The organism is Sphingobium algorifonticola (genome assembly GCF_004005485.1).
Classification (GTDB): Bacteria; Pseudomonadota; Alphaproteobacteria; order Sphingomonadales; family Sphingomonadaceae; genus Sphingobium; species Sphingobium algorifonticola.
Genome location: NZ_RZUL01000015.1, coordinates 1 through 23976 on the forward strand (window position 1 = coordinate 1; position 23976 = coordinate 23976).

A 23976-nucleotide genomic window follows, 5' to 3' on the forward strand; every position below is an offset into this window, starting at 1 on the left:
GCCTTTGCCAGCGATTTTTGCAAGGAGGGTTGGGGCTTCATCTTCGTTCCTTCGTCACTGCGACGAAGCCCCAACCCTCCTTAAATCACAACCTCAAATCTGTGCCATTGGTGCTGACGGGGAACACTCTTCATGGGATCGATCTGAGGGGTGTCGTCAGTCAGCACGACGCGAACGATATCGTTCGAGACTTCGCCGGCAGCCAGAAGCTCAAGCAGCTTGCCGCGAATGGTTCTAACCTGACGCAGCGGCTTGAGCGCCACTTCGGTGACCGTAGCTGTGCCGTCGGCCGCAAGGTCGATCAGGCTGACCGACTTCTGCTGACCCTCCTCATCGAACCCGAATGCCAAAGGCGCGCCCGAATAGCGGATGTAGTGCTGCCCGACCGGTTGCGGGCGGTGGAGGTGTCCAAGGGCCACGTAGTGCGCCCCTTCGAAGGCCCCCGCAGATACGGTCTCAATCCCGCCGACCATGCGGGTCAGGGGACGCTCGCTTTCGCTTGTCGCCGCACCGTCGACAAAGGCATGTGCGACGACAATCCATCGCATTCCCTCAGCCACGTGCTTGCGAGCGCTGGCAAGCTGGGCCCGGATGACGTCCGCAGGGCAGGCGATGGCGTCGTCTTCGAAGCACAGACGCGCGGCATATTCGAAGGCAAACGGCAGGGCGGAGATTGCCACTGGGCCATGGTCGTCGGGAATCACGAGCGGGCGCTCATCTTCATCCAGCGGTCCGCGCACAATTGCATCGCCGCCATCTGCAAGCACGCCCATCGCACCGATCTGCGCCGCAGAGTCGTGGTTGCCTGCGATCATGACGATTGCCGCATCGGATGCTGCCCGCACGGTTGTGAGAAACTGCGAGAGGCGGGTGATCGCACTTTGGGGTGGGTTGGCCCGGTCGAAGATGTCGCCGGCAATGATCACGACGTCGGGCCGCGCATCATCGATCATCGCGAGGATCTGAACGAGGATGTGCTCGTGGTCATCATCGAGGGACAGGCCATGGAACTGTCGGCCCAGATGCCAGTCGCTGGTGTGCAAGATGCGCATTAATCTGTCCTCGAATCAAAGTGCATATAAAATTTATATAGACTTGTGATGGTGCGTCAAGTAGGGCTCGGACATGGACGAACCTGCACTCAAGCCAGCAATGCTTGCCCGCCTGGTCTATCTTGACCGGTGCCTGACATGGCGCGGACAGGTGAATCGCAAGGATCTCATCGAGCGTTTCGGGATCTCGTCTCCGCAGGCAGCAATCGACCTGAGGGAATATCTCGAGCGGGTTGCAGAGCCGAAGCCTCGCTATGACACAGTGCGAAAGTGCTATGTTGCCGACCCCCACCATCGCGGCCTGCCTTTTGTGGAGGATGCAGGCTCACCGGATGAGTTTGTTGGTCATCCCACATCGAGCGGCCTTTCTGTACTTCCTTCGCCGGCACGGCAGTGCCCGCCATTTGTGATGCGTCGCCTTTGGCAGGCGATCGAGCAGCGGCAGAAGATCGAGATCGGCTATGTGTCGATGTCGAGTGGGCTGCGTCAGAACCAATGGATCGCGCCGGCGCATTTTGCCTACGACGGAGAGCGTCTGCACGTTCGGGCGTGGAGCTTCCGCCGTGAGGAATGGCGTGACTACGTTCCGGTTCGGGTCCTGCCTGACAGCACCTTTGCCGTGGCTCCGGTCGACGAAGACCTTCCGCGCGATGAAGAATGGGAAGAGTTCGTTGAAATTCGGCTTCGGCCGCTGAGCAGCCTGACGGAAGAGCAACAGGCCGCTGTCCGGCTAGAATATGGGTTCACCCAGGAAGTTCTGCGCTTCGAAGTCCGTAGGTCGCTCGAATTCTATGTCGAGCGACGCTGGGGGCTCAAACAAACGGGCGCGCGACTGGAACGCTGTTAGGCTCGCCGTGCGAGCGAAGGGTTCTGCCTCAAGGAAAGGAGATGACCATGGTTGGAAACACGACAGTCGATCCGTTGGCATGGGCCGAGGCGGTGACAAAGCCGGAAATCGACGCGGTCAGGAATCCGAGAACTGGCCATGTGCTCAATGTCCGCCGGTTGATCCGGGCATTCCGGTATGAACGCGCAATCCTGCTACGCCAGAGACTCAAGGCGCTCGTCAAAAGTGACGAAGCTCGCTTAGTCTGCGCGATGTGCGGTGTCCCAGTCTATCTGGCTTGCAGCACGACCAAGCGCTTCTTCTTCCGGCATCGCCATGAAGATGGCTCGTGTCCGGCTGTCACGCGGACGGATCTGAGCGAAGCTGATATCAGGGCCATGAAGTACCGCGGTGCCCAAGAAAGCGGGGCGCACAAGCGGGTCAAGGCACTTCTTCTGCGGAGCCTCTCAGCCGATCCACGGTTCAAGGATGTGGCCTCAGAAAGGACCTGGAGAGCGAGCGAAGGTCTCTGCGGCCTCCGCCGACCTGACGTTTCGGCCCGGACGGACACCGACAGACTGGCCTTCGAGGTGCAGCTGAGCACAACCTTCATGGACGTCGTGCTGAGCCGGAAGGAATTCTATCGGGCCGAAGGGGCGGCGCTCGTCTGGGTCTTGCCGTTTTTCCATCCGAGCTATCGGCGCATGACGGATGACGACATCCTTTTCGGGAACAACTCCAACGTTTTCGTCGTCGATGAAAAAAGTGCTGCTGCGTCCGAAAGGGCAGGGACCTTCATCATGACATGCTGGTATCGCAAGCCGCTGATACAGGGCGATAAGATCGTCGATGAGTGGGTCGAGCGCCTGGTCTGCTGGGATGAGGTCACGGTCGATGTGGACCGCCAGACCATTATCGCGTTCGACTATGGGCACAAGGCGGCAAGACTCCGCGAAGAACTCAGAGCGGCCCGCTTGGAAAGGATCGCCGCTGCCGAGGCGACTGAAAGGCAAGCCCGGGAGGACCGGGAGAATGAGCTGCGCGAGCAAGTGCTTTGTTTCGTTCTCGATGCCTCGCGTGATGACGTCTACCTGCCACGGCACAAGGAATGGCTGCTTCTCAACGATCGCCTTTGTTCCATAGGATTCGGCCTCGAAGGGGAATACCCTAATCTGCAGACAGCCACTCGCATCGTCCATTTGATCGAGAGTGCGAGGGCAGGGAAGCCGGTGGGGTTCCGATACAAGAGCTTCGCCGAGCTAGGCCATCATCTCATTCATCAGCACCCGGAATTGCTGCTCGCCTTTGGCCATATGCTTCGCAGGTTTGGGACGAGGGACGCCTTGTATAGCGACGATAGGACGGGAAAGCTGAGGGCTAAGCTTGACGCCATACGGTCTGACCTCACCCAAGACCCGAAATACAGGATGGCAAAGGATGAGGAGCGCTTGTGCGCGTTTCTTTCCATGGGAGCATCTCGAAAGGCACAACCCGACAACGACAATCGCGATCAGCAAGGCCGCGAGGCGGCATAAGCTGACCATTGCGAACACAGGACACGACCAATGAGACTTCTCGCGCTCGCCTCGGCTGCAACTTTTGTCTGCACACCCGTTGCCGTCTGGGATGGGGACGGCCCTATCTGGTTCAAGGAGGGGCCAAAGATCCGCATCGCCGGCATTGCAGCTCGCGAAATGGACGGGACTTGCTCTCGGGGACACCCATGCCCAGCGGCCTCCGCAGTTGCGGCAAGGGATGCATTGATCCGGCTACTCGGCGGGCGGAAGGGCCAGCGCGACACCGGTCATATCATCGTACGCGCACCGGCAATGCGGTGTTCGGCAAATGGGCAGAGCTACGGCCGCGTCGTTGCCAGTTGCAGGCTTTCATATGGTCGAGATCTCGCCAAAGCCATGCTCGCGACAAGAACCGTTCAGCCTTGGAGATGACGCAAGCGTGATGGGATGGAGCGCTGGAGAAGCGAAGCCGAGCTAGGATGAGTCTAGTCTTCGCCCTTGGGTGCAGCGGCGGGGTCTTGGCGATCGAGGCGGTCTTCTCTCTTGATGTTATCGACGAATGCCTGAAGCACCGCGTTTCTGTCCCGGAACACCGTCGCGGACCGGAAATGGTCGCGCACTTTCGCCTCGATCTCGCCGACCGTCTGATTTTCAGGGTTGCCAGCGGCCCACTTACGGCCGGGATGGACCGTATCGAAGGGCGACTTGTTGTTGGCTCGTGTAGTGGCGTCATCACCGTGCTTTCCGAGCCCGTAAAGAATGCCTGTCTCGTTGTTCCAGATCGGCCGGAACATTCGGATTAGGTGACTTTCAGCGGCTGCCTGATAGCCTGTCTGCACGGCCAGCGCCCTGCATTCGAAGTCCTCGATTTCGATACCTTCGACCTTCTCTATATTGCGGCGATGTTCGTTGAGGCGGTCTGCAAGCTTCGTACCCTGATCAATCGCTGTCTTGGGATTGCCCTTCGGATCGGCTTTGCCGACATAAATCGGCGTCTCGGTCCCGCTGATTGGAGCGTAAAGCCGGTTGGGCCCCGTGTAGTAAATTGCGTAGACGCCGGACCCATAGAAGCGGGTCAGGCTACCGAGTAGCTTGCGGTTTTGGGCCACCATCGCAAGCGCCACGAAGTTTCCGATGAGACTGGGTTCCGCCGGGTCGAAAAAGGCATCGGGTAATTCGTTGGGATCGATCTTGCGCGTAAGGCGCTCAAGACGATCACGCATCGCGTCAACGCTGCTGACCAGCTTCTTCCGCGCCGGGGTTGTCAGCCCCTCGGCCTCGGTGGCGGCAAGCAGCGCCTCGATCTCGGCGAGGATCTTGCTCGCCTTCGTTACTGAAGGATCCCGCGACATGCCTATTGCTTGGTGCTTTCCGCGCTTCGCAGCGCAAGGGCGACACTGCGCGCCACGCGTTCGGCGAGCGTGACTGGCACGGCGTTGCCAAGCTGCCGCATGGCCTCGGACCAGACGCCCTCGATTCGATAGGTGTCGGGAAAAGTCTGAAGGCGGGCGCTCTCCCTGACCGTGAAATAGCGAACCGATCCATCGGGCCGAGCGAGCATGTTTTCTCCTCCGGGAACGCCATGAACGCCGGCCTTCAATGCCTTCGCGGCGTCATCCAATGGGCTGCCGGTATGGCCGGGATAGCTGCGAGCTCCCGGCTGGAACCTGTGGCCGGAAAGGCCCGAGGCTTCCGCGGGGTTGCGCTCGGGGTCGGGCAAGGTCGCGAGAGCATCGCGTACGGTGAGCCATGGCAACTCAGCTGGCTTTTCCGTAAGCCGCTCTGCTCGGGACCTGGTGCGCTCGGCGTTCGACCATCGCTCCGCCTTGGAAACGTTGTGCCGTTCGAAATAGTCCCCGTGGGCCTGATCCCACAATAGGGCTTCCTGCGAATGAGACGCTTCGGGGAAGGACCATTCAATACCCTGATCCTTTCGGAACCCAACAAAGAATACCCGGTGCCGCTTCTGGGGCACGCCATAATCGGCCGCGTTCAATACCTCCGCAACAAGTCGGTACTCCAACCCGCGCTCCGCCCTCGAACTCGTATGATGCCTTTCGAGCCTGCGCAGATGCGTGGACCAGTCCTCGTCGTCCATTGCGACGAGCTCGGGGTATTGCATCTGTAGCTTGATGTATTCGTAGTAGGAACTGAACCGAGCCCGCGTCAGTCCTCGCACATTCTCGAAAATGAAGGCTCGAGGCTTGACCTCGCGCACCGCGCGAACCGCCTCCGGGAACATGTCGCGCCGGTCCGCTTGGGCGCGATGTCGGCCACCAACCGAGAAGGGCTGGCAAGGGGGGCCACCGGATACCAGCTCGATCTTGCCCTCGTGCGCGGTGAAGTCGGCGTCGCGAACGTCACGCTCGATTTCGAGCGGCCAACGTTTCGCGTCCGCCTGACTGGCATGCCGATTGGCGAGAAGGGTGCGCTGGCAATTCGGCTCCCATTCGACAATGCGCTCAGGCTTGAAGCCCGCTCGCCCAATCCCAATGCTGAGACCGCCAGCCCCTGCGAACAGTTCGATCGCCTTCATTGCGCATCATCCATAAATATCGACAAAGTCTGCCTCATTTCACCCTCTTTCCTAGTCCGGCACGCCCATCTGACCAAGGCCTTTCAGTCCTGTTTCCGCAGTTCAATCGCTGCGAGGTCTTCACGAGCCTTGTTGTGCTGAAGTGTGGATAGCTAGCAGGTAGGAAAGGCGCCCATGACGCGCCCCATATTGTGCTGTAGCGGCATCGTGCCGAGCGCACGCTGAGATGGCCATTCTATCATGTTTGTGTCGAATTTACATCTCGTTGGTGAATGCCGCCTCTTCTACTTTCCGCCTCTTCTACTTTAAAGAATCGCCCAGTCGCGATCGTCCCTCCAATCGCCGCGCAAGTGCCTCGACAAATCCCTCATACCGCTCCCTGCCCTGCGCTTGCGCTGCGGCAAGGCCACTATCCGGCAGTGGCGGATTGGCAGTAAGCCAGAACCGCACGAACAAGGCCAAAGCCTCTGTGGTGATCTCAGTCTGCTGATCGAGCTGTCCAAGCCGCCGGTCGATGCGATCAAAGCGGCGGCTGAGCGCTGCCTCGAGCTGCTCAGGGTTGTCTGGCGACATGAATGATCTAAGCGCGGCCTCCACCACATCGGGCTGGCCGACGCGCCTGCGCATTGCGAACTCGGCAAGTTGGTCGATCACATCAGGCGGCAGCCGAAACGTACGCTTGAGCTTCACAGTTCGATCCCGTCGCCGAGGTCGAGCGAGGCCTGCCGTGCGCCGCGTTCCATCGTGCGCCGGATGCGCTCGTTGTTTGCGGCTGATTGGTCAGCGTCTGCGCCGTCAGCTTCAGCAAAGTCGAATTCGGCTGCTGGAGACTTGGGCCGCGCAACCACTTCGACATGTTCGGGCAGGTCAGGCTCCCGTCGCAAGCCGCCATTAGCAGGATCGATCGTGCGCCCGCCGTCTTCGGTTGATTTGGGGTCTGGCTCAATTGGGGGCAGAGCGCTCCAGTCATCGGTGGCGCGCGCGTCCGCAGGCTGGCCGCAGTTCTCGGGGGCGGGCAACACTCGAGACTGCAGCCTCCGATCAGCGTAATAGCGCGCCTTCTTCGCCTTGATCGGCGGTGCTCCTGACAATAGCACAACCTCGTCGGTCTGCGGCAGTTGCAGGATCTCGCCGGGCGTGAGGAGTGCGCGCGCCGTTTCAGAGCGCGAAATCATCAAGTGGCCAAGCCAGGGCGAAAGTCGGTGCCCGGCATAGTTCTTCATCGACCGCTGTTCCGTGGTTGTGCCCAGCGCTTCGGAGACCCGCTTGGCTGTCCGCTCATCGTTGGTCGCGAAGGCAACGCGAACATGGCAATTGTCGAGGATGGCGTTGTTCTGTCCGTAGGCACGCTCGATCTGGTTCAGTGACTGTGCAATCAGGAAAGCCTTGAGGCCGTAGCCCGCCATGAAGGCGAGGGCGCTTTCGAAGAAATCGAGCCGGCCGAGAGCTGGGAACTCATCCAGCATGAGCAGCACGCGCTGGCGTTTGGTTGCAGGATCGAATTCTTCGGTGAGGCGGCGACCAATCTGATTGAGGATAAGGCGGATCAGCGGCTTGGTGCGGCTGATGTCGGACGGCGGCACGACCAGATAGAGCGAGGTCGGCCGACCGTTGACCAGATCGGCAATTCGCCAATCCGAATGGCTGGTGACCTTGGCGATGACCGGATCGCGATAGAGGCCCAGAAAGGACATTGCGGTCGACAGCACGCCCGATCTCTCGTTGTCAGACTTGTTGAGCAGCTCGCGCGCCGCGCTAGCGACGACCGGGTGCGGGCCCGCTTCACCAAGATGCGGGGTGTCCATCATCGCGTAGAGCGTGTTCTCAATGGTCTCGTCGGGATTGGAGAGGAAAGCCGCGACGCCAGCGAGAGATTTGTCGGGACCGGCGTAAAGCACGTGAAGGATGGCTCCGACCAGCAGTGCGTGACTGGTCTTTTCCCAGTGGTTGCGCTTCTCGAGACTGCCCTCGGGGTCGACCAGGATATCTGCGATGTTCTGCACGTCGCGTACCTCATTGAGGCCTCGGCGCACCTCGAGCAGCGGGTTGTAAGCGGACGATTCAAGGCTGGTTGGATCGAAACGCAGGGTGCGGCTGAACGTGCTGCGAAAACCGGCAGTGACATCCCAGTTCTCGCCCTTGATGTCATGCACGATCGCCGAGCCCGGCCAGGTCAGCAGGGTCGGGATCACCAGGCCGACGCCTTTGCCAGAGCGTGTGGGAGCAAAGCACAGGACATGTTCAGCCCCGTCATGGCGAAGATAGTTGTTCTGGAATTGTCCGAGCACAACTCCGGTGTCGGCCAATAATCCGGCTTTGCGGATGTCATCGCGGGTGGCCCACCGGGCAGTGCCATAGGTGTTGGCATTGCGGTTCTCGCGGCCGCGCCAAACGGACATCGCGATGGCAACCACAATTGCCGCGAACCCGCCCGAGGTGGCGATCATCCCCCCAGTATCGAAAATCTTTGGAGCGTAGGCGTCGAACGAGAACCACCACCAGAACAGGTCATAGGGGCGGTAGACTGGGTGGCCGAACAAGTGGAACCAAGGCACGCCGAGCTCTGGCTGGAAACCGAGCGCCGAGGCTGTCCACTGGGTTGCGGACCAGACGCTCGCAACAATGATGATCAGCACAGCGAGGATTTGACCCCACAGGATTTTGGCAGCCGACATGGCGCAACTCCGCTTCGTTCACGCCTAGGTCGGTGAGCTTCGGAGATGTTGGCAAGCGCGGAGTTGGGTGTTGCAGGCCTTGGCGCGGAAACGGACAGCCTGGCGCAGATTGCTAGATCGGCTCCCACGCATAATCCGGTGTGCCCGACCAAGTCAGCCGAACCATTGCGCCTTGCACAACCGACTGCACGACGTTGGGCCAGAGGGCAGCGATGCAGGTGCCGCCCGCATGGCGGACCGAGGGGTAGATGATGCCATTGTGGCCCTCGACGCGTGCCTGCGCGGCTAGAACATTGCCAGCGGCATAACCGGTTGCGGGATCGGCATCGAGCGCGGGATGATCCGCTGCTTCGCGCAGGTCAACGAACACGCCGGCCATGCTCGCCAGCATTTCGCCATATTCTACAACCGCGTTGAAATCGCCTGCATCCGCCAGCGCTTTGGTCAGGTGGTGCCCGACTTCGGCAATACAGGTTTCAACTCTAAGCGCCGCATACCATGCACCGCGGTCCGCCGGATTGAAGCGCATCGGCTCACGCGGTTTGGCATAGGCAAAGCTGGCATTGATGAAACGGGCATGGGGGACGCCGTGAACCAGTTCTTCGGGGCTGAGCGCGCCAAGCCCGCGTTCTTCGGCAACCAAACGCCCGCTGGTTGCGCCTTCGATCTCGGCGAGCAGCGCCAGTTCGTCAGGGTCGTCGGCCAGCGGTGCAAGTACGGCTTCGCGCAGCCGCGCGCTCGCGACCAGCCGGATGGTGCGCGGGAATGCCTCACGCACCAGCGGCAGTGAGGACTGCGGCTCAGAGCCCGCCACGCAGCGCGTCGATATACTGCCGGGTTTCCAGCATACGGGGAATGCCGCCTTCAATCATCGCTTCGACCGGCGACTTAGCGCCGAAGACCGGCGCCCGGTTGGGCAAGCGCGGCCAGCGGTCGGCCATTCCGTCTGCGAACAGCAGGTGCAGTCCCTTGAAGACACCGATTAGCGCCGAGGCGCGGGTCAGCTGGTCCTGGCTCAAGGTGCCATCCCATTTGCCAGCCTTGATCCGGTCCCATGTGCTTTCGGACACGCCGAGCAGCGCGGCACCTTCGGCATTGCTGCCACCCCAGGCATCGACGAGCCGCAACACGGCCTTGACGGCCGCGCCGGTCAGACGCTTGCGGTCGCCGTCGCTCGAAAAGGTCTGCAGGCCTGCTGCTGCCGGGGCCGCATGATGGGTGAATGCTGCGCTTGCCATGGCCGTTTCTCCTGACGCGAATGTACGCATCACATGGTGCGTTTGTCAAGATTGGGCTGATACCGGTCAGCTTGCCACATCATATCTCGATCGACCTGCTTCGGCCGAGTGTCCATTCGATGCCACCACCTGACCGCGGCTGGCCGCTCACATATTGCCCGAGCTGCCGGTCGAGCTGCTTTGACCAAGGGACAAGCGAAAACCCAAGGCCATCGTCGATCATCGCAAACCGGCCCGAAGCAAGTTGGATGCGCTGGCGATAGACGCCTGATACCTCACCGGATGATCGGCTTTGGCGATAGGGCAGGCCGTGCTCCCGCGAAAGTGCGGCACCAGCGTCGGCGAGGTCGCGCTCGCGCAAGGTGCCAAGCAGGTTGCGGGACAAGGCGAAGCGGTCACCGCGCCGTTGGGCAAGACCTTCGCTTTCCAGATATTCGAGCCGGCGCGTTTTCGCTGCCTCGACTTCGCTGCCAAAACCTGGACCGAGCGGCAGAGGCTCCGAGGCAATCAATTGCTTGTCGAGCCAGGTGGCTCCGCCGCTGCGCTCCTGGGTAGCAAGATCGCAATCGGAATGTGTCAGGAGCGAGGATTGCTCGCGGCCGCGCCGATCAGTCCAGACGCGCAGCTCGACGATTGCGCCCGGCGCAGCATCGCCGGTCAGGTCGATGTCGGAGAATTTGCAATGATGGACACGGCCATCGACGCCGTCGACCACGGCGTAGGCCTGACCGGTCAGCTCATTGTGAAGGCCGCGCTCGACCAGTCGCCCGATGACGGGCTCGCTCGCCCTTTCATTATGAAGGGCAAGTCGCCCCGCTTCAGCGGCAAGGCCGTGCCCGGTCATGGCGCGGTGCATCGTTTTGATGATATCGCCTCTGGTGCCAAGCTCCCGCAAGGTCTGCTCGAGTGCTGGCTTTATCCGCCAGCAGCCAGGCGCAATCTTCTCTGCCAGGCCCATGCGTTCGAGTTTTGTGGCGCGGCCGATCAGATGCTGGTTGGCCGGGTTGGCGATCCGCTGCGGATCGGGGCGCAGGTCGACCACGCCGCCGAGGCCGTCACCAAGCGTTTGCAGCTGGCGATCAAGACCGGTCCAGCGATCGGCCTGCACCTCGCGGGCCAGGCTTCGATCAATGTCCTGCTGGGTCCGTGCGCCCAGTTCCATGGTCACCAGCTGCGCGGCGCGAGCCCGCATGCCCTCGCTGATGTAGCTGCGGTCGATAACCAGGTCGCGGCCATCGTCGGCCTTGCCGCGTACCAGAATGTGGATGTGGGGATTGTCGGTGTTCCAATGGTCAACGGCGACCCAGTCGAGACCTGTGCCAAGATCCTTTTCCATCTGGGTCAGCAGATCTCGGGTGAAGCTTCGCACATCGGTCAGTTCGGCCGTGTCTTCGGGCGAAACAATGAAACGGAAATGGTGGCGGTCATCGGCGCAGCGCTCGGCGAAGGCTTCGCCGTCGATGGTGTTTTCATCGCTGCCGTACAGCGCCGCATCCTTCCCGTCGCGGGTCACGCCATCGCGCCTGAGATAGGTCAGGTGCTTTGCCAGCGGCGCTGCAGTGAAGCGAGCGCCGCGATGCCGCACGATCCTCGCCTTGACGATCACACGGCGTTGGCTGGCGCGGGAGCATGCCTGCAGGCTTGCGATGCGGCCACGGGCGAGGTGACCGGTGCTGCGCCGCGATCGGGAACCACCCGCACGGCCGCCATGTCCTGACCGATTGGCAAGTGCCCGCAGTTGGGCTTTGAGTGTGCGTGCTTTGCCTTGGCCGGAACTGCGATCTCGGATGCGCCCAGGCCTGATTTCCAGATCGTCATCACTCATGAGGTCAAGCGATGCGATACAGCGGCTGGCTCATCGAACAGCGGAATTGCGATAATTATCGAGACAGGAGCCAGCCATGGGTCAGGGCGGCTGGCTGTGAAAATCCCGCAATTCTGCGGCCCGACACCCCGGCGGCTGGCTCCGCTTTCATCTTGCCATCCTCCTGATCCATCCCTTCCTGCAACCCCGCTTCCGCACAATTTTGCGCTAGTCCACGCCATGACGCGCCAGATTGGGAGGTGGCCCATCACTGGTCGCGGTTCCCCGAGACAGGGACGAACAGGCCGCCGTGCGGACGCAGCGAAGCAGGTGGCGTAGCCGCCGTTCCTTCGCTCACGTCCGCGCTGGCCGCTGCCTCGGTCGCGGCAGTTCGCGCCGCGAACAGCTCGCTTTGCGTCCACGCAATGCGCACTTGCTGCACAGGCGACGCGCTGGCGACGACATTTGCTATGCTGTCCGATTGCAGCATCGGTGCGATCTTTGCGACATAGGCCCGGGTTTCGGCAGGAAGCGGGCGACCGCGATCGCGCCACTCCTGATAGCGCCCTGGGCCTGCATTATACGCGGCGAGCATGCCGTAGGCGCCGTAACTGTCGTACATTTCGCGAAGATAGCTGGTGCCTGCCAAAATGTTGTCGCGCGGATCGAACGGGTCGCTGCCAAGACGGAAACGGGCGCGCTGGCGCGCCCAGGTTCCAGGCATGAGCTGCATCAGCCCCATCGCTCCAGCCGACGATACCGCGCCGATCCGGCCAGCGCTCTCGGCCCGCATGACCGCATAGATCCATTGCTCCGGGATGCCGAAACGCAGCGATGCCTCAGCAACGTGCGCTGCAGTGTCGACGGTGCGCGGCGCTGCCGGGTCGGCAGCGTCCTGCCCAAAGGCAGGCGCGGCACCGAACATGGCGAGCGCAGCCAAGGCGGCAAAGCCCAAGCGGCGTAGCTGCATGGCTCAGTTCGCCTTTTCGCGCCGCGAGGGACGCGACCACACCAAAACATGGCCGTCGTCATCGCCCTTGAACAGGTTGGCCCGCAGCGGCTGCAAGAATGAGGGATCATCGATCTGCAAGCTGACATAGTCGCCAGCCTTCTCCCCGACATGCTTCCAGCCTGCGCCGATTTCGCGCGCGCCTTCATCTTCGCCAGCAACCACACGGAAGTCCGGAGCATTTTCACTATCCGATAGGTCTGCCGGGACGAGTGAGATCTCAATGCTGAGCGACAGCGTCCGCAATTGCCCGTTGTAGCCGCCACCGGCCGCACGAAAAGTTCCGATACGCATGGGTCAATCTCCTTGGGTTGAGGGTAAAGAAGCGTCGGAGGCGCGCGGATCAGCGAACCAGACATGGTCGCCAATGCCCGCTTCATCGGTCCAGACTGGGGTTGCGCGACCAATGACATGGGTCAGACGCAGCACGCCGAAATAGCGCCCATCGAAACTGTCGCGCGCTGCCGGGTTCATCACGAACAGCTCGCCGGTGCGCAGCACATGGCAGCCGGCCCAGGTCGGCAGTGCGCGCCCCAGACGGTCGCGCGGACGCGCCGCGCCGACATATTGGCCGTCGATCTTGATGCTCAATGCATCTCGGCAGACGCGCTGGCCGCGCACAGCTGCGATGCGCTTCAGCAGCGGGACGCCTGTCGGGAGGTAACGCCGTTTGGCGAGCAAGCGGCGCAGTTCGGGCGGCGGCTCGATGGCGACCCGTTCGCCAATATGCAGGCTCGCCTTGCCACGGATGGCGTAGAGTCCAGTGGGGACCGAGGCGGTCGCATTCCACACGGCGAAGCGCGCGACTGGCACGGCCAACGTCGTGAGCGTTGCGCAACTTACGATGGCTGCAAATATCATGCTGCGCCGCTTCATGGCAGAAGTGCCTTGCGCTGGAGCCAGGCTTGGTGCCGCGCGGGCGTGTAGTCGCGCGGGGTAAGTCGGCCCGCCATCCTGTTGTGGATGTGTCGCCAATATTCCGGAGCAACATCACAGGGGTCTATGCCTGACGCTTCGATGGTATCGATAAGGCGGAAGACTTGCGCGACCTTGGGCCAGCCATGGACCGAAAGCAGCAGCGCGCCGCCGGGGTCGACCTGCGGCACGGTTGCGCATTGCTTGCCCAGGCTGACAGCTTGAACGATGTCCAAGGTTGAACGGACGGTGCCATAATCGTTGGACGCCCAGCGAACCAAGGCGAACATCTGGCCCGCCATATAGCTCTCGATTCGCTCGCTACGGCTGACGATCCGTTCGGCAACGGGCCTGCCGAATTTGATCCAGTCCTCATGCTGGCCTTCGCGCCAGACCAGCGTCACATGGGTCAGCTGCGGGTCATCACCCATCCTCGTACCGGCAGGCCTTTCGGGGTCCGCCCCGCTTTTTGTCCACAGGCTCGCAGCCGTTAGCAAGAATCCGAAGGATTCTTTGTTAGGATAGTTAAGGGCAAAAATTGCCGATGTTTTCCCGTAATTTGGACGGCGTTTTGGTTCCCGATAGTCCGAACTTCCGGTTCCTGATGGTCCGAGTGTGGCGGTTCCTGATAGTCCGTGCTGCATCATGACATATCCACAGGGTGATGGTTGGTGGTCCGCAGACCGAGACGGCGCATTGCGGCGTCGATCGGGTCGGGCCGGACAGCGACAAAGTTCAACCGTTCGCGGCCGAGTGCATGTTCGATGGTGAGCGTGTATCCCGGCAGCGCTTGGCGGCGGACGATGTCGCGCAGCTCGAATGCGAAGCGTTTCGGCGGCGAGAGCGCACCTGACTTCATGTGCAGATGCTGAAAGTCGAAGCTCCAGCCTCCGCGCTGTTTGCCCCCATGCTTGCGCACGAGGCGGTAAAGCCAGCGCTCCAGACCACCGGTCAGTGCGAAGTAGTCGGCATCAATGGTGAGCACGAGCGCCTGATTGATCACGCCTTCGTAGAACCAGTCGGGGATGATCATCTCGATCCCGAGCGCGCGACCCGAATGGTCGAGACGCTCCTTCCATTCATTGATCCAGGAAAAGCGGTGCCGCCGCCGCGCGTCATGCTGGCGGATCGAGGTCGCGATGGTGGTGGATTGCAGGCGATCCAGCCCGGCCTTCAGCCGCTCGTAGCTGGCTTTGCCTGTGCCCCGCCGGGTGAAAGCAAGGATCTCGTGCGGGGTCGCGGCGATCAACCGCGAGGTAGGCCGACCGGCATCGCGCGCTTCGACGATCTGGCTCGCTACCCAGATGAGGACATCAGCGTCCCAGATAGTCGCCATGCCATGTTCGGCTGTCGCCTCGACGAGGATCGAAACCTCACCCATCCGGAAATCGATCGGACGGACTCGCTTTGATTTGGCGAGGCTGAAGAACGGCCAAGCCATCAGGTCCTGCGCGTCGCGCGCGGCAATATCGCGGCCCTGGGACATGAACAGGTCAAGCTGAGCAGGCTTGGCTGGGAAGGCGGACAGGCGTCGCATTGCGTGCCTCAGCGCCGGACCGGCGGAGTATAGCCATCAAGACGCTTGGCTGGGTGGACGATACCTTTGCCGGGATCGCTGGTTGACCGCCGCAGCCCTTGCTCTGCCCATGCGTCAAGATCTGTCACCGCATAGACGATCCGGCCACCGAGCTTGCGATAGACTGGCCCCGTCCCGAAACAGCGGTGCTTTTCGAGTGTGCGGGCCGAAAGCCCGAGGTGCACTGCAGCATCGGGCGTCCGCAAAAATCGTGCAGTCACGGGGTTGGGTCTGGCATCCATGGCAAGGCTCCGGCGAAGGTTGGCAGCAGCAGCGGGCTGTCGCTGGGGTTCGCGAGCTTTGGCGGAGGATTGGCATGGGCAGGGAGTGACCGAATGCAGGTGACGCAATATGTCACCCCCGAATGTCTCGGTCAGCGGTGTAAAAGAATATCGCGATATCCGCAGGAGACGAGGCTACGCGCTTGGGCGATCAGCCGAAGAATCTGCCGCCGCTCACTCGAGGCTTTCCAGGTCGCTCCGACAAGAGGACGGTGGTTGGGGAAGATCAGGCCGTAGGCGAGGTCACGAGAAGACGCACCCGCCACAAGCGCATCGTGAATCGCAAGGAAGCGGCTCAACCGCAGTCGTTGATTGTGCGTGATGACGTTAGCGCCTTGGGATGTGGAGCTGGAGGCGCGCGTTATCAGATGCATACGCGTGACAGCTGCGATGCGAAGTTCATAGGTCTCATCGCACGGTATCGAGACGGCGGGAACGGGCAAGGCGGCTCGGTATTGAATGCAAAGTCGCAGCTTGGAGTTGCCCCTCGTATAAACGAGATGTTTGCCGACTGATGTCGATATCTCTGCCAGCGGCTTCCAGCTCGACAGCCACATCAGAGGCAGGTCCGGGTTAGAAGTTTCGACGATGATCACGTCGGGCGATGCGCTGGGCGACCAGTGGGCCGGGCTATGGCGCGGATTTGCTTGTGGATCGGTGGGGAAAGCTCAGGCCCCATCGCCGGGACAGGCCCTCCTTTTCATGGTGTTCGACCGATGGGAAGCGAGCAATGCGCTCTTCAGTTTCGGCATAATCGCGGCGGTAATCAGCATTACGGTGCAGGAATTCCTGCGCGAAGTCCGCATAGTCGTGATCGCGATATTGATCCGCGGTCGATGGTGACCGCCATGACGAACCACCGGGCATAAAGACCCCTGCAAAGCACAGGCAAAAAGGCCAAGCTTCAAGTCTTTGTTAACCAACGGTAAGCCGCAAGTAACAAATTCTGGGGATGCTTATACCCGGAGGCGCAGAAATTTTGACGGAGCGCTTAGGGCAAGGCGTCCGATCTGTGTCCAAGAATTCAGCCTTTTTGTTCTTTCTCAAGCAGATGTCGGTAGCCGTGGGACGTCATCCAGCGTGCTCGGTCGAGGTGGGTCTCATGGACCTGACGCGCCCAGACCGGCTCCAGGGCAGGATCGATCCCAAAGACGATCTGCACAACTTCGGTCCATTCCGCACCCTCGTCCGCGGCGTCAAGTAGCCGTAAATACGTGACAAAATGGCGTTCGTCATACGGCGTTACCGTATCCGACAGGGGCGGGCTTTTTTCGAAAGAAGCAATCGTCATGGTCCGAGCCTTTGGTTCCGACTCATTTTTGCATCCACAGTCTTTTAGCACCAAGACCCACCAAAATGGCGAAAACTTCGCTTGTTCGACAACGGGCAGGGAATTGTACCTTTTCGCGGATAAGCCGTGCGCGTTGCTAGCCTGCTGAACTCAGCCGAATTTCAGTCGTGACGAGTATACTCCGTGGTTAAATACTCTGCAACGGTGGTGAGTTCGTGCAATGAAATTGCGCGAGGTCCTAGCTGCGAATCTGAAACGCTATCGGTTGGCTGCTGGCCTGTCGCAAGAAGAGCTTGCACATCGGGCCCATCTCGATCGAACCTATGTCAGCAGCCTTGAGCGTGGACGCTATAGTGCCTCGGTCGACAAGCTTGAGCATCTTTCCATAGCGCTCGGGATTGAAGCCTCAGAACTCCTTATGAGAGTGACGTCAGCAGACGAATGAGAATGCCGGAAGCCCCGCCCGGCAGGTGCCGGGCGGGGCTAGCTGTTCGGTCAGTCGCCGTTGGTGCGGCGGGCGCGCGACCAGATCAGGTTGAAGCTCTTGCCGTCTTCGTCATCGAAGAGGTTGGCAAAGATGGGAGCGGTGAAGCTGGGATCGTCGAGCTTGACCGAGAGATACTCGCGGCCTTCGTTGGAGGTCTTGGTCCAGGCGGCGCCGATTTCCGCGCGGCCGACGAAAACCCGGTGCGACGGCGCATTTTCGTTGTCGCTGGTTTCGGGGACGATGCGGACATTCTTCTGCTGCACCGACATGGTGACGATCTCGCCCTTGTATTCGTTGCCGGTCTTGGTGAAAGTTCCGATGTTGGCCATGATGCATTCCTTCAAGTTGGTCGAACCCGCGCCCATCGCGGCCTCGATGGCTGGTTGAAGGCAGGGGCTTGCGCCCGCTGCACTGGAACGGCCGAAACGCAGTGGAGGACGACGGCCAGACGGCTTTCTTGCCTCGCGAGGAATGGGCGGCACGCCCAGGGGAAGAAAGTTGGCGGAGACGGCGTTGCAGCAAGGGATCAAGCGGCGAAGCCATCCCCTGCCAACCACAGCCATTGACGAGGCAGCAGTGGGCTCGGGTCACACTTGACCGGGAGAAATGGCACTTCCCGGACTTCCAAGCCCGAACTGCGATGAGAAAGGTGTCGTCACCGGTGTGCTGCCTAGTCGTCACTGCAATCGCAGATATCGGCAACGGCCATGCGCCAATCCGGGCCTGATTGAGATCAGCGCAATCGGTCCGCCACTGGCCAGCTCAAAACCGGCTGCGAATTCTCGGCCTCGCTCCGACCGCGCAAACGCCCAGACCAAGCTGACCTAAGAAGAGGGACGCAGAAACTGCCACTCGAACACAACGCCTGCCTCGTACTGGCCGATTTGGCCGTGCGAGCCCCGCCGGGCACCTGCCGGGCGGGCGTTCGAAAATGGCAAAGCTAGGGCCGGGCGCGGTTCGATTGCGTCCAGGATGCAGCCGCGATTGTCGCAGCGCCAAGCAATGAAAAGGCGTGTTGCCATGCGCTTGGCGGCATGGTCGCCGCAACAATGCCGTGGACTGCGAGATAGCCTGCAATGGCTGCGGGCGCGGCAAAGGCAAGGCCGATCGCTGCCCGCGTCAGGTCGGACTTAGCGAACGCCAGTGCTAACCGGGCTGCAGCGAGCAGAATGATCGCGGATATGGCTGCGGCGGCGAGCGCAGCGAGAATGCCGCTATCGGTGCGGTAAGTCGCCGAACCCGCAAGAAACGCGACGAACAGCGGAAGGGCGTAAATCGAAAGGCGGAATAGAAGCGCGCAGCACAGGAATACTGCGACGATTATCAGGGCAAAGCCGATCAGCATGGCGTCCTCCTTGGAACCAAGGGCAAGGGACGCGCTCTCCACCTCCACCGCAGCGCAATGTGCATGGAAGCAATAGCAGAAATGCGCATCGGCTGGAATACCCGATGGGCATCCAGCCATGCGCCGCAACGCGATCTGACGCGATCAGGGATTGAACGGGTCATATTCATGGATGACGCTGTCGGCATCGCCATCGAATTCGGCGGTTGGAACGGCGGCATAGCCATTACCGGCTTGGAACAAGGTAACGCAGACCATTAGTGTGCGGGCGAGGCTCCAGGCGTGACGCTGTGCGACGGTGAGTGACATGTTCGAGCTCCTGTCTCGGAGCAGGGACCATCCCCGCTCGGCAGGCCCCGGACAGACGGCGCAAAGCCGCAATCACCACGAAGGTGCAGCCGCAGTGGCCGCACGCGTAGCGTAGCGGACCCTTTACGGGTTGATTGAAGGAGGCTTGGGGTCGGCCAACGGATGGGCCATAGAGAGCAGGGTGGGCCGAAGTGACCGACAGTCTCGTGAGCGAACATTTGTGATCGAAACACGATTGCACTGTTCGACCGTAAGGGACGGAAGTACAAAGCTAAGTATGGAAGAAGCTAGCCGAATCCCCAAGGTCTCGAAGCCTTCGTCGCTAATGCGGGCGCAATTTCGCGAGATCGCTCGGGACATCATTTCGAGGGACAGGCAGGCACGAAAAAACGGCCTGAGCCAAAATACTATCGGCGAGATCGAGCGTGCAATGGTCCAAGCGTTTGTCCTTGGACAAGAGACGCCGATTTGTGTTCCAGAATCCAAGACGTTGGCGACGACCATTGATTGGCTGAACATTCCGCTTCGTTCGCGGGATACGCTCGTCCACATGACGTTTTCATTCTCAAGCCGGTTTCTTACGGCGCTTGGGGGACCGCGTGAGGAAATTCCCGCAAGCCAGCTCGAGGTATTTGAGGAGTCTGGCCGAAAGAGATGGGCCTTCGTTCATCAGAATGTCCGAAGTGAGCGCTCGGTGGCCGATGGTAGCGTATCTCCGTTGGTCAGACTCGGACTGATCCGCCCTTTGCCAAACAACGAGGTCCGCTACGAACTGACGGAAAGTGGCGCAAGGTTGTGCCGAGAGTATTGGCGACGGTCAGATGCGGACGATCCTACCTTACCTCGGCAGGGTATGCGCTGATCGCGTTGATGCAGTGCACGAGAAGCAATTCAGAGTTGACGATCATTCGATCGTCCACACCGAAATCCCCAGCTTGCGGGCCTTGTCCACCAGATTGGCATTGATGCCATTACCCGGGCAAGCGACCACGGCCTTTGGGATCGCTTCCAACATCTGGTCGTTGCGACGGAATGGTGCCGCCTTCTTGAACCGATTCCAGTCTGGCCGGAACGCGACATGAGTGATCTTGCGGTTGCGCGCCCAGAGCGAAGCGATGTGTTCGCCGCCAGTAGGATTGCCGCCGTGAAACAGGACCATGTCTGGATATTTGGCGAGCACCTTGTCCAGCACGGCCCATATCCGGTTGTGGTTCTGATACTCAGGTCCGGAAGTGAACGCGATGCGGGTGCCCACCGGCAGCAGCGGTTCGGTTTCTGAGCGACGCTTCGCAGCGAGGAAGTCGCGGCTGTCGATCATGGCTGCGGTCAGGGTGCGATGATTGACGAGTGATCCGGTGCGCGGGCTCCAGGCCTTGCGGAAATGCCTTTCGAACTGGTCTCCGGCAGCATCGCGCATAAATTCCATGGCGTTGCGGCGTTCGATCAGACCGATGCCTTCGCGAAGCAGGCGCTCAAGTTCGACCGATTTGACTTCCGAGTCATCCTGCTCGCGCTGGCTGCGCTTCTGGGCGTCTTCATTGTCGTCGAGCTCGCGCTGGATCCGGCCTTCGACGCGGTGGAAGAGGTTGGCGAGCGACCAGCACAGGTCCTCCAGATCGGGTTCGAGCCTGGTGTCGATCATGGTGGCGATGAGGGCATCGAACATGTCGGCGACGGCGCCAGCGGCTATGCGCTCTTCGGGGAGCGGTCGCGGGTCGGCTTCGTCGGAGAAGGGGCGATAGCCGTAGAGGGCGATTTCATCGAGGAGATGGGCGGTGGCTGAGGTTTCGTGTTCGGGTTCTGAATCGGGCGTGATGGTCATTGCGTTGGTCCTTGGGGCCTTGGGACCGGGCACCTTGCCCGGCCTTCATGGGCGTCCCTCTGACCGGCTGCCGCGAGGCTGCATCCGCATGGACCGAAGCGCAGCGGAGGATGGCGGACGGGCGGCTATTTTGGTTCGCGATGGAAAGGCGCGGATGCGCCGCCGGAAAATAGCCGCATGACCGCCATTGCGGCCTCGCGGCAGCCGGTCTCTCGGACGCCACTCGAAGAAGGCCGGGCTGGGGCAGGTCTTGGCTCGAGTCCTATGCACGCCTCCATCGCCCATCCTCAAACCCCGTATCGGCTCAGCCAATGTCGGCAGAAAAGCGTGTCTGATCCTGCTCTCGGAGTTGATGGCGGACCCGTTTCGCCAGTGCAGCAACGCCATGCTGGCGGAGGTCGTTGTTGAAGTCAGCGAGGTCAGGCATGAGTGATACGAGTTCGATCCCTGCTGCCTGTGTGCGCTCAGTCAGGACGCCAAACGCCGCGTCGCCTGCCACATCGCGGTCACGTGCGACGTAGAGACACCGAAGTGTTGGCGGAAACAGGATGGCGGCAAGGTGGGCTGCCGATGTTGCGGCGACCATCGGCATGATTGGCAGAGCTTCGCGCAACGACAGCATGGTTTCGATGCCTTCGCCGGCGATCATAACATCATCTGCAGATCCGAACCTTACGGCGTTGCCGAGGATGTTGCCCATCGCCCTCCGCGGCGATGCGACTTTGGCCTTCGCGCAGCCGGATGGATCGAGCCAGGTACGATGGGTACCGGTCTGCAAGCCGTCGTTGTCGGTAACTGCTGCGATCAGCGCCGGGAAGGCGCCGGCTGTTGCTGGATCATCGTCCTCATTTGGTCTGTAGTAGCATCGCGGATGAAAGCGCAGGGCTGGCAGGTGGGATAGGCGTGTGATGCCACGTGACCGTAGGTAGGCGCTCGCCATTGATCCAGTCAGTGGTTTCGAGGCGGCAAACAGGCGTATGGCAGCGGTCGTCGATCCTGCGCGCGCGGGCGTGGCGAATGACGCGGCACTGCGCTGATCGTCCGAAGCCGATGGTGGCAGGCTGAGGAAGCGTTCGGCTTCCTCAATGGTTTCGGACAGACGCCCATGCCGCTGGTTGAGCCGGATGAGATCAACGAGATCGCCATATTCGCCGGTTGCGGCATCGACCCAGTTGCCGATCGCGCCGCGTTCGGTTTCGAAGAGGCGGACATAGAGACTGCGCCCGGGCGTTCCCGCGACATCGCCAACCATCCAGTAGCGGCCTTCGCGCCTGCCTGCGGGCAGATAATGGCGGCAAACGGCCTGCACGTTCTGCGCAAGCCGTTCCGACAATTCTGCCGCACGCGTGGAGAGCTTTGCCATCTCAGGCAGCCTTTCGATCAAGAATTCGGGCCAACGGGTGCCGTTCAAACAGCCGATCGAGCACAACCGACCCTGTCACCGTGTCGTCAGGCACGAACAGACGCAGTTTCCAGCTGACGATCTCGGAGAACAGCCCCATGGCTTTGAGCCGGTCGACTGCCGTCGATCCGAACCCGGTGAGTTCGATCCGGTTGACCTGCATCAGCCGCGACCGGCGCAGTTGCAGCCCATCGGCGAGATCGAGCACGGCTTGGCCTTCACGCAGCAACGCGAGTGCCTGTGGTGGCGATAACACTGGCGCGTCGGGCCTGGCCGTCGCGCGCGCTGCCCATGCTGCGGACACCCTTCGACCAACAATGCGGGTGCCATCGTCGGTCTGAAGCCGGTAGACACGGGTGGATTCCTCGGGAAGGCGCTTCCAGATGGGGAGCAACAGGCCGGTGACGATGTGCAGTTCGCTTGTCGTGAACTCATCAACTTGTGCCACCTCGTCCTGCCAGACTGCCCCGAATGTCCGCTCGTCCACCTCCTCCCAGTGGGTCTCGGGAAGGTGGGTCAGGGCGAAGTTCAGCCGCTCCATCGGTCGGATCAGTCGGATGCGGCGCTCAACCTCGCCATCGTCGAGCATGACGCTGCGAGCCGGCAGCTGGACTGCAGCGCGCCGCGAGCGGGCATTGACCAACAGCCGCGCGCCGGGTTCCCGCAGCAGTTCGAGCGCCCGTTCTAGCGGCACGGGTTGGTTGCGCTCCTGCATTGCAATGCTGAGCAACCGGGTCTCTGCGCCCGTGGCCGGATGGACGTAGATTGGCTCACTGGCTGTCACGGTGAAGCTGTCGGCGGTCAGCGTCTCCAGCCCGAGATCGTAACTGCCCGCCGCGATTGCGCTCTCGACCTTGGCGCTAAGCAACTGCTCGAACACCGTGAACTGCACGTTCTGCATGTCGATGGTGAGTGCCAGCAGCCGATTCAGGAAGGTCGTGATCGGCGGCAGTTCGTCCTTGAGGCACCCGCTGCTGTCGGTCAGCGACAGGCCGGTCATGTTTTCAAAGGTCGCGAGCGAGCATCGCTCGACCTTGCCCGCATAGATCAACACATAGAGCTGGCGCAGCGCATCGCGGGCATAGGGGCTTTCGAGATTGTCTTCGGGGCGGAACAGCCCCTGACCACCGGTCTGCCGCTGTCCTCGCGTGATCGCACCCAGAGTGTCGAGCCTTCGCGCGATGGTTGAGAGGAAGCGTTTCTCGGCCTGGACATTGGTGGCCACCGGCCGGAACAGCGGCGGCTGCGCCTGATTGGTGCGGTTGGTGCGGCCCAGCCCCTGGATCGCGGTATCGGCCTTCCAGCCTGCTTCCAGCAGATAGTGATGGCGGAGCCGCTGGTTCCTCGCGCCCAGATCGGCATGGTAGCTGCGTCCGGTGCCCCCGGCATCGGAGAATACGAGGATTTGCTTGCGATCCTCCATGAAAGCCTGCGCTTCGGCAAGGTTGGCATGGGCGGGCCGGTTCTCGACTGCGAGCCGGTCGCCCTTTGCATCGACTTTGCGGACGATCCGGCGCGAACGGCCGGTCACCTCGGCTACCATATCTGTTCCGAACCTCTGGACGATCTGGTCGAGTGCGCCTTGTACCGGTTCCATTGATGCCAATTGCTCGATCAGCCGGTCACGTCGTTCGAGCGCCTCGCGGCACAGCACGACATTGCCATCCTTGTCATAGGCTGGCCTCGACGCGTGATTGCCGTCGCTGTCGGTGAAGCTCTCGTGCAGCTGGGTCGGGAAGCTGTGGAGGAGGTAATCCAGAACATATTCTTTGCAGTCGCAGTTTATGTCGAGCGTGGTGGCGGGAGGCGCAGGTTTCCTTCGGTTTTCCATGATTTCACTCCAGATAATTGCCTGACAAGGTTGAATGCTGGGGCCGTTAGGATTGTCGGC

General features: G+C 61.3%; 26 protein-coding genes. 3 read left to right on the forward strand and 23 right to left on the reverse strand.

Features of this window, described 5'->3' with window-relative positions; all coding sequences use genetic code 11:
* Window positions 1-80 precede the first annotated feature (80 nt).
* Complete coding sequence (locus ENE74_RS17200) at window positions 81-1043, reverse strand: exonuclease SbcCD subunit D (RefSeq protein WP_164847537.1); 963 nt, start codon at window positions 1041-1043, stop codon at window positions 81-83.
* 82 nt (window positions 1044-1125) lie between these two features.
* Here ENE74_RS17200 and ENE74_RS17205 point away from each other — a divergent pair, with 82 nt between their 5' ends.
* On the forward strand, window positions 1126-1899 hold the full coding sequence (locus ENE74_RS17205; RefSeq protein WP_127692108.1) for a BrxR family transcriptional regulator: 774 nt from the start codon (window positions 1126-1128) through the stop codon (window positions 1897-1899).
* A gap of 41 nt (window positions 1900-1940) precedes the next feature.
* Entirely contained in the window at window positions 1941-3413 is a 1473-nt protein-coding gene (locus ENE74_RS17210) for a DUF6035 family protein (RefSeq protein ID WP_127692109.1), read from the forward strand.
* Between the two features lie 467 nt (window positions 3414-3880).
* Here ENE74_RS17210 and ENE74_RS17220 read toward each other — a convergent pair whose 3' ends face one another.
* The 16 genes from ENE74_RS17220 to ENE74_RS17295 all read right to left on the reverse strand — a co-directional run bounded on the left by ENE74_RS17220 (window position 3881) and on the right by ENE74_RS17295 (window position 16720).
* On the reverse strand, window positions 3881-4747 hold the full coding sequence (locus ENE74_RS17220; protein ID WP_127692111.1) for an Eco29kI family restriction endonuclease: 867 nt from the start codon (window positions 4745-4747) through the stop codon (window positions 3881-3883).
* Between the two features lie 2 nt (window positions 4748-4749).
* Window positions 4750-5931 (reverse strand): DNA cytosine methyltransferase, encoded by a 1182-nt coding sequence (locus tag ENE74_RS17225; protein ID WP_127692112.1) that lies wholly within the window; start codon window positions 5929-5931, stop codon window positions 4750-4752.
* 300 nt (window positions 5932-6231) lie between these two features.
* Window positions 6232-6621, reverse strand: a complete 390-nt coding sequence (locus ENE74_RS17230) for a CopG family transcriptional regulator (RefSeq protein ID WP_127692113.1) — start codon at window positions 6619-6621, stop codon at window positions 6232-6234.
* Window positions 6618-8606 carry a conjugal transfer protein TraG gene (locus ENE74_RS17235; RefSeq protein ID WP_127692114.1) on the reverse strand — a complete coding sequence of 663 codons (1989 nt, stop codon included), beginning with the start codon at window positions 8604-8606 and terminating at the stop codon, window positions 6618-6620. The genes ENE74_RS17230 and ENE74_RS17235 overlap by 4 nt, the downstream gene beginning before the upstream one ends.
* 112 nt (window positions 8607-8718) lie before the next feature.
* Window positions 8719-9420: an RES family NAD+ phosphorylase gene (locus ENE74_RS17240; RefSeq protein WP_127692115.1), complete on the reverse strand. Its 702-nt coding sequence runs from the start codon at window positions 9418-9420 to the stop codon at window positions 8719-8721.
* Window positions 9407-9844, reverse strand: coding sequence for an antitoxin Xre-like helix-turn-helix domain-containing protein (locus tag ENE74_RS17245; protein WP_066479171.1), 438 nt, complete (start codon window positions 9842-9844; stop codon window positions 9407-9409). The genes ENE74_RS17240 and ENE74_RS17245 overlap by 14 nt, the downstream gene beginning before the upstream one ends.
* Window positions 9845-9923: 79 nt before the next feature.
* Window positions 9924-11669, reverse strand: coding sequence for a relaxase/mobilization nuclease domain-containing protein (locus tag ENE74_RS17250; protein WP_127692116.1), 1746 nt, complete (start codon window positions 11667-11669; stop codon window positions 9924-9926).
* 247 nt (window positions 11670-11916) lie between these two features.
* The gene (locus ENE74_RS17255; RefSeq protein ID WP_127692117.1) at window positions 11917-12618 is read right to left on the reverse strand and encodes a lytic transglycosylase domain-containing protein; all 702 of its coding nucleotides are present in this window, start codon (window positions 12616-12618) and stop codon (window positions 11917-11919) included.
* A 3-nt stretch (window positions 12619-12621) separates the two neighbouring features.
* The gene (locus ENE74_RS17260; RefSeq protein WP_127692118.1) at window positions 12622-12951 is read right to left on the reverse strand and encodes a DUF736 domain-containing protein; all 330 of its coding nucleotides are present in this window, start codon (window positions 12949-12951) and stop codon (window positions 12622-12624) included.
* Window positions 12952-12954: 3 nt separating this feature from the next.
* Entirely contained in the window at window positions 12955-13533 is a 579-nt protein-coding gene (locus tag ENE74_RS17265) for a S26 family signal peptidase (RefSeq protein ID WP_127692119.1), read from the reverse strand.
* Window positions 13530-14003 carry a DUF2840 domain-containing protein gene (locus tag ENE74_RS17270; RefSeq protein ID WP_127692120.1) on the reverse strand — a complete coding sequence of 158 codons (474 nt, stop codon included), beginning with the start codon at window positions 14001-14003 and terminating at the stop codon, window positions 13530-13532. Before ENE74_RS17270 ends, ENE74_RS17265 begins: the two co-directional genes overlap by 4 nt.
* A gap of 212 nt (window positions 14004-14215) precedes the next feature.
* Window positions 14216-15109, reverse strand: coding sequence for a replication initiator protein A (locus tag ENE74_RS17275; RefSeq protein WP_127692121.1), 894 nt, complete (start codon window positions 15107-15109; stop codon window positions 14216-14218).
* Window positions 15110-15117: 8 nt separating this feature from the next.
* Complete coding sequence (locus ENE74_RS17280) at window positions 15118-15390, reverse strand: helix-turn-helix transcriptional regulator (RefSeq protein WP_127692122.1); 273 nt, start codon at window positions 15388-15390, stop codon at window positions 15118-15120.
* 131 nt (window positions 15391-15521) lie between these two features.
* Window positions 15522-16025, reverse strand: a complete 504-nt coding sequence (locus tag ENE74_RS17285) for a DUF2285 domain-containing protein (protein WP_127692123.1) — start codon at window positions 16023-16025, stop codon at window positions 15522-15524.
* Between the two features lie 34 nt (window positions 16026-16059).
* Entirely contained in the window at window positions 16060-16296 is a 237-nt protein-coding gene (locus ENE74_RS18585; protein ID WP_127692124.1) for a transcriptional regulator domain-containing protein, read from the reverse strand.
* Between the two features lie 157 nt (window positions 16297-16453).
* Complete coding sequence (locus ENE74_RS17295) at window positions 16454-16720, reverse strand: DNA -binding domain-containing protein (RefSeq protein ID WP_127692125.1); 267 nt, start codon at window positions 16718-16720, stop codon at window positions 16454-16456.
* Between the two features lie 220 nt (window positions 16721-16940).
* Between ENE74_RS17295 and ENE74_RS17300 the strand changes: the two genes are divergently transcribed.
* Window positions 16941-17165: a helix-turn-helix domain-containing protein gene (locus tag ENE74_RS17300; protein WP_124811454.1), complete on the forward strand. Its 225-nt coding sequence runs from the start codon at window positions 16941-16943 to the stop codon at window positions 17163-17165.
* A 50-nt stretch (window positions 17166-17215) separates the two neighbouring features.
* On the opposite strand, the gene ENE74_RS17305 is transcribed toward ENE74_RS17300, so the two are convergent.
* From ENE74_RS17305 to ENE74_RS17325, 6 genes are all read right to left on the reverse strand, one after another.
* The gene (locus ENE74_RS17305) at window positions 17216-17536 is read right to left on the reverse strand and encodes a DUF736 domain-containing protein (RefSeq protein ID WP_127692126.1); all 321 of its coding nucleotides are present in this window, start codon (window positions 17534-17536) and stop codon (window positions 17216-17218) included.
* A gap of 611 nt (window positions 17537-18147) precedes the next feature.
* Complete coding sequence (locus ENE74_RS17310) at window positions 18148-18552, reverse strand: hypothetical protein (RefSeq protein ID WP_127692127.1); 405 nt, start codon at window positions 18550-18552, stop codon at window positions 18148-18150.
* A 144-nt stretch (window positions 18553-18696) separates the two neighbouring features.
* On the reverse strand, window positions 18697-18861 hold the full coding sequence (locus ENE74_RS18355) for a hypothetical protein (protein ID WP_156437709.1): 165 nt from the start codon (window positions 18859-18861) through the stop codon (window positions 18697-18699).
* Between the two features lie 904 nt (window positions 18862-19765).
* Window positions 19766-20683 carry a DUF2493 domain-containing protein gene (locus ENE74_RS17315; RefSeq protein ID WP_127692128.1) on the reverse strand — a complete coding sequence of 306 codons (918 nt, stop codon included), beginning with the start codon at window positions 20681-20683 and terminating at the stop codon, window positions 19766-19768.
* Between the two features lie 304 nt (window positions 20684-20987).
* Window positions 20988-22046, reverse strand: coding sequence for a DUF7146 domain-containing protein (locus ENE74_RS17320; protein WP_127692130.1), 1059 nt, complete (start codon window positions 22044-22046; stop codon window positions 20988-20990).
* A 1-nt stretch (window position 22047) separates the two neighbouring features.
* Window positions 22048-23976 (reverse strand): strawberry notch C-terminal domain-containing protein (locus tag ENE74_RS17325; RefSeq protein ID WP_420902610.1); only part of this gene is annotated, 1929 nt, incomplete at its 5' end.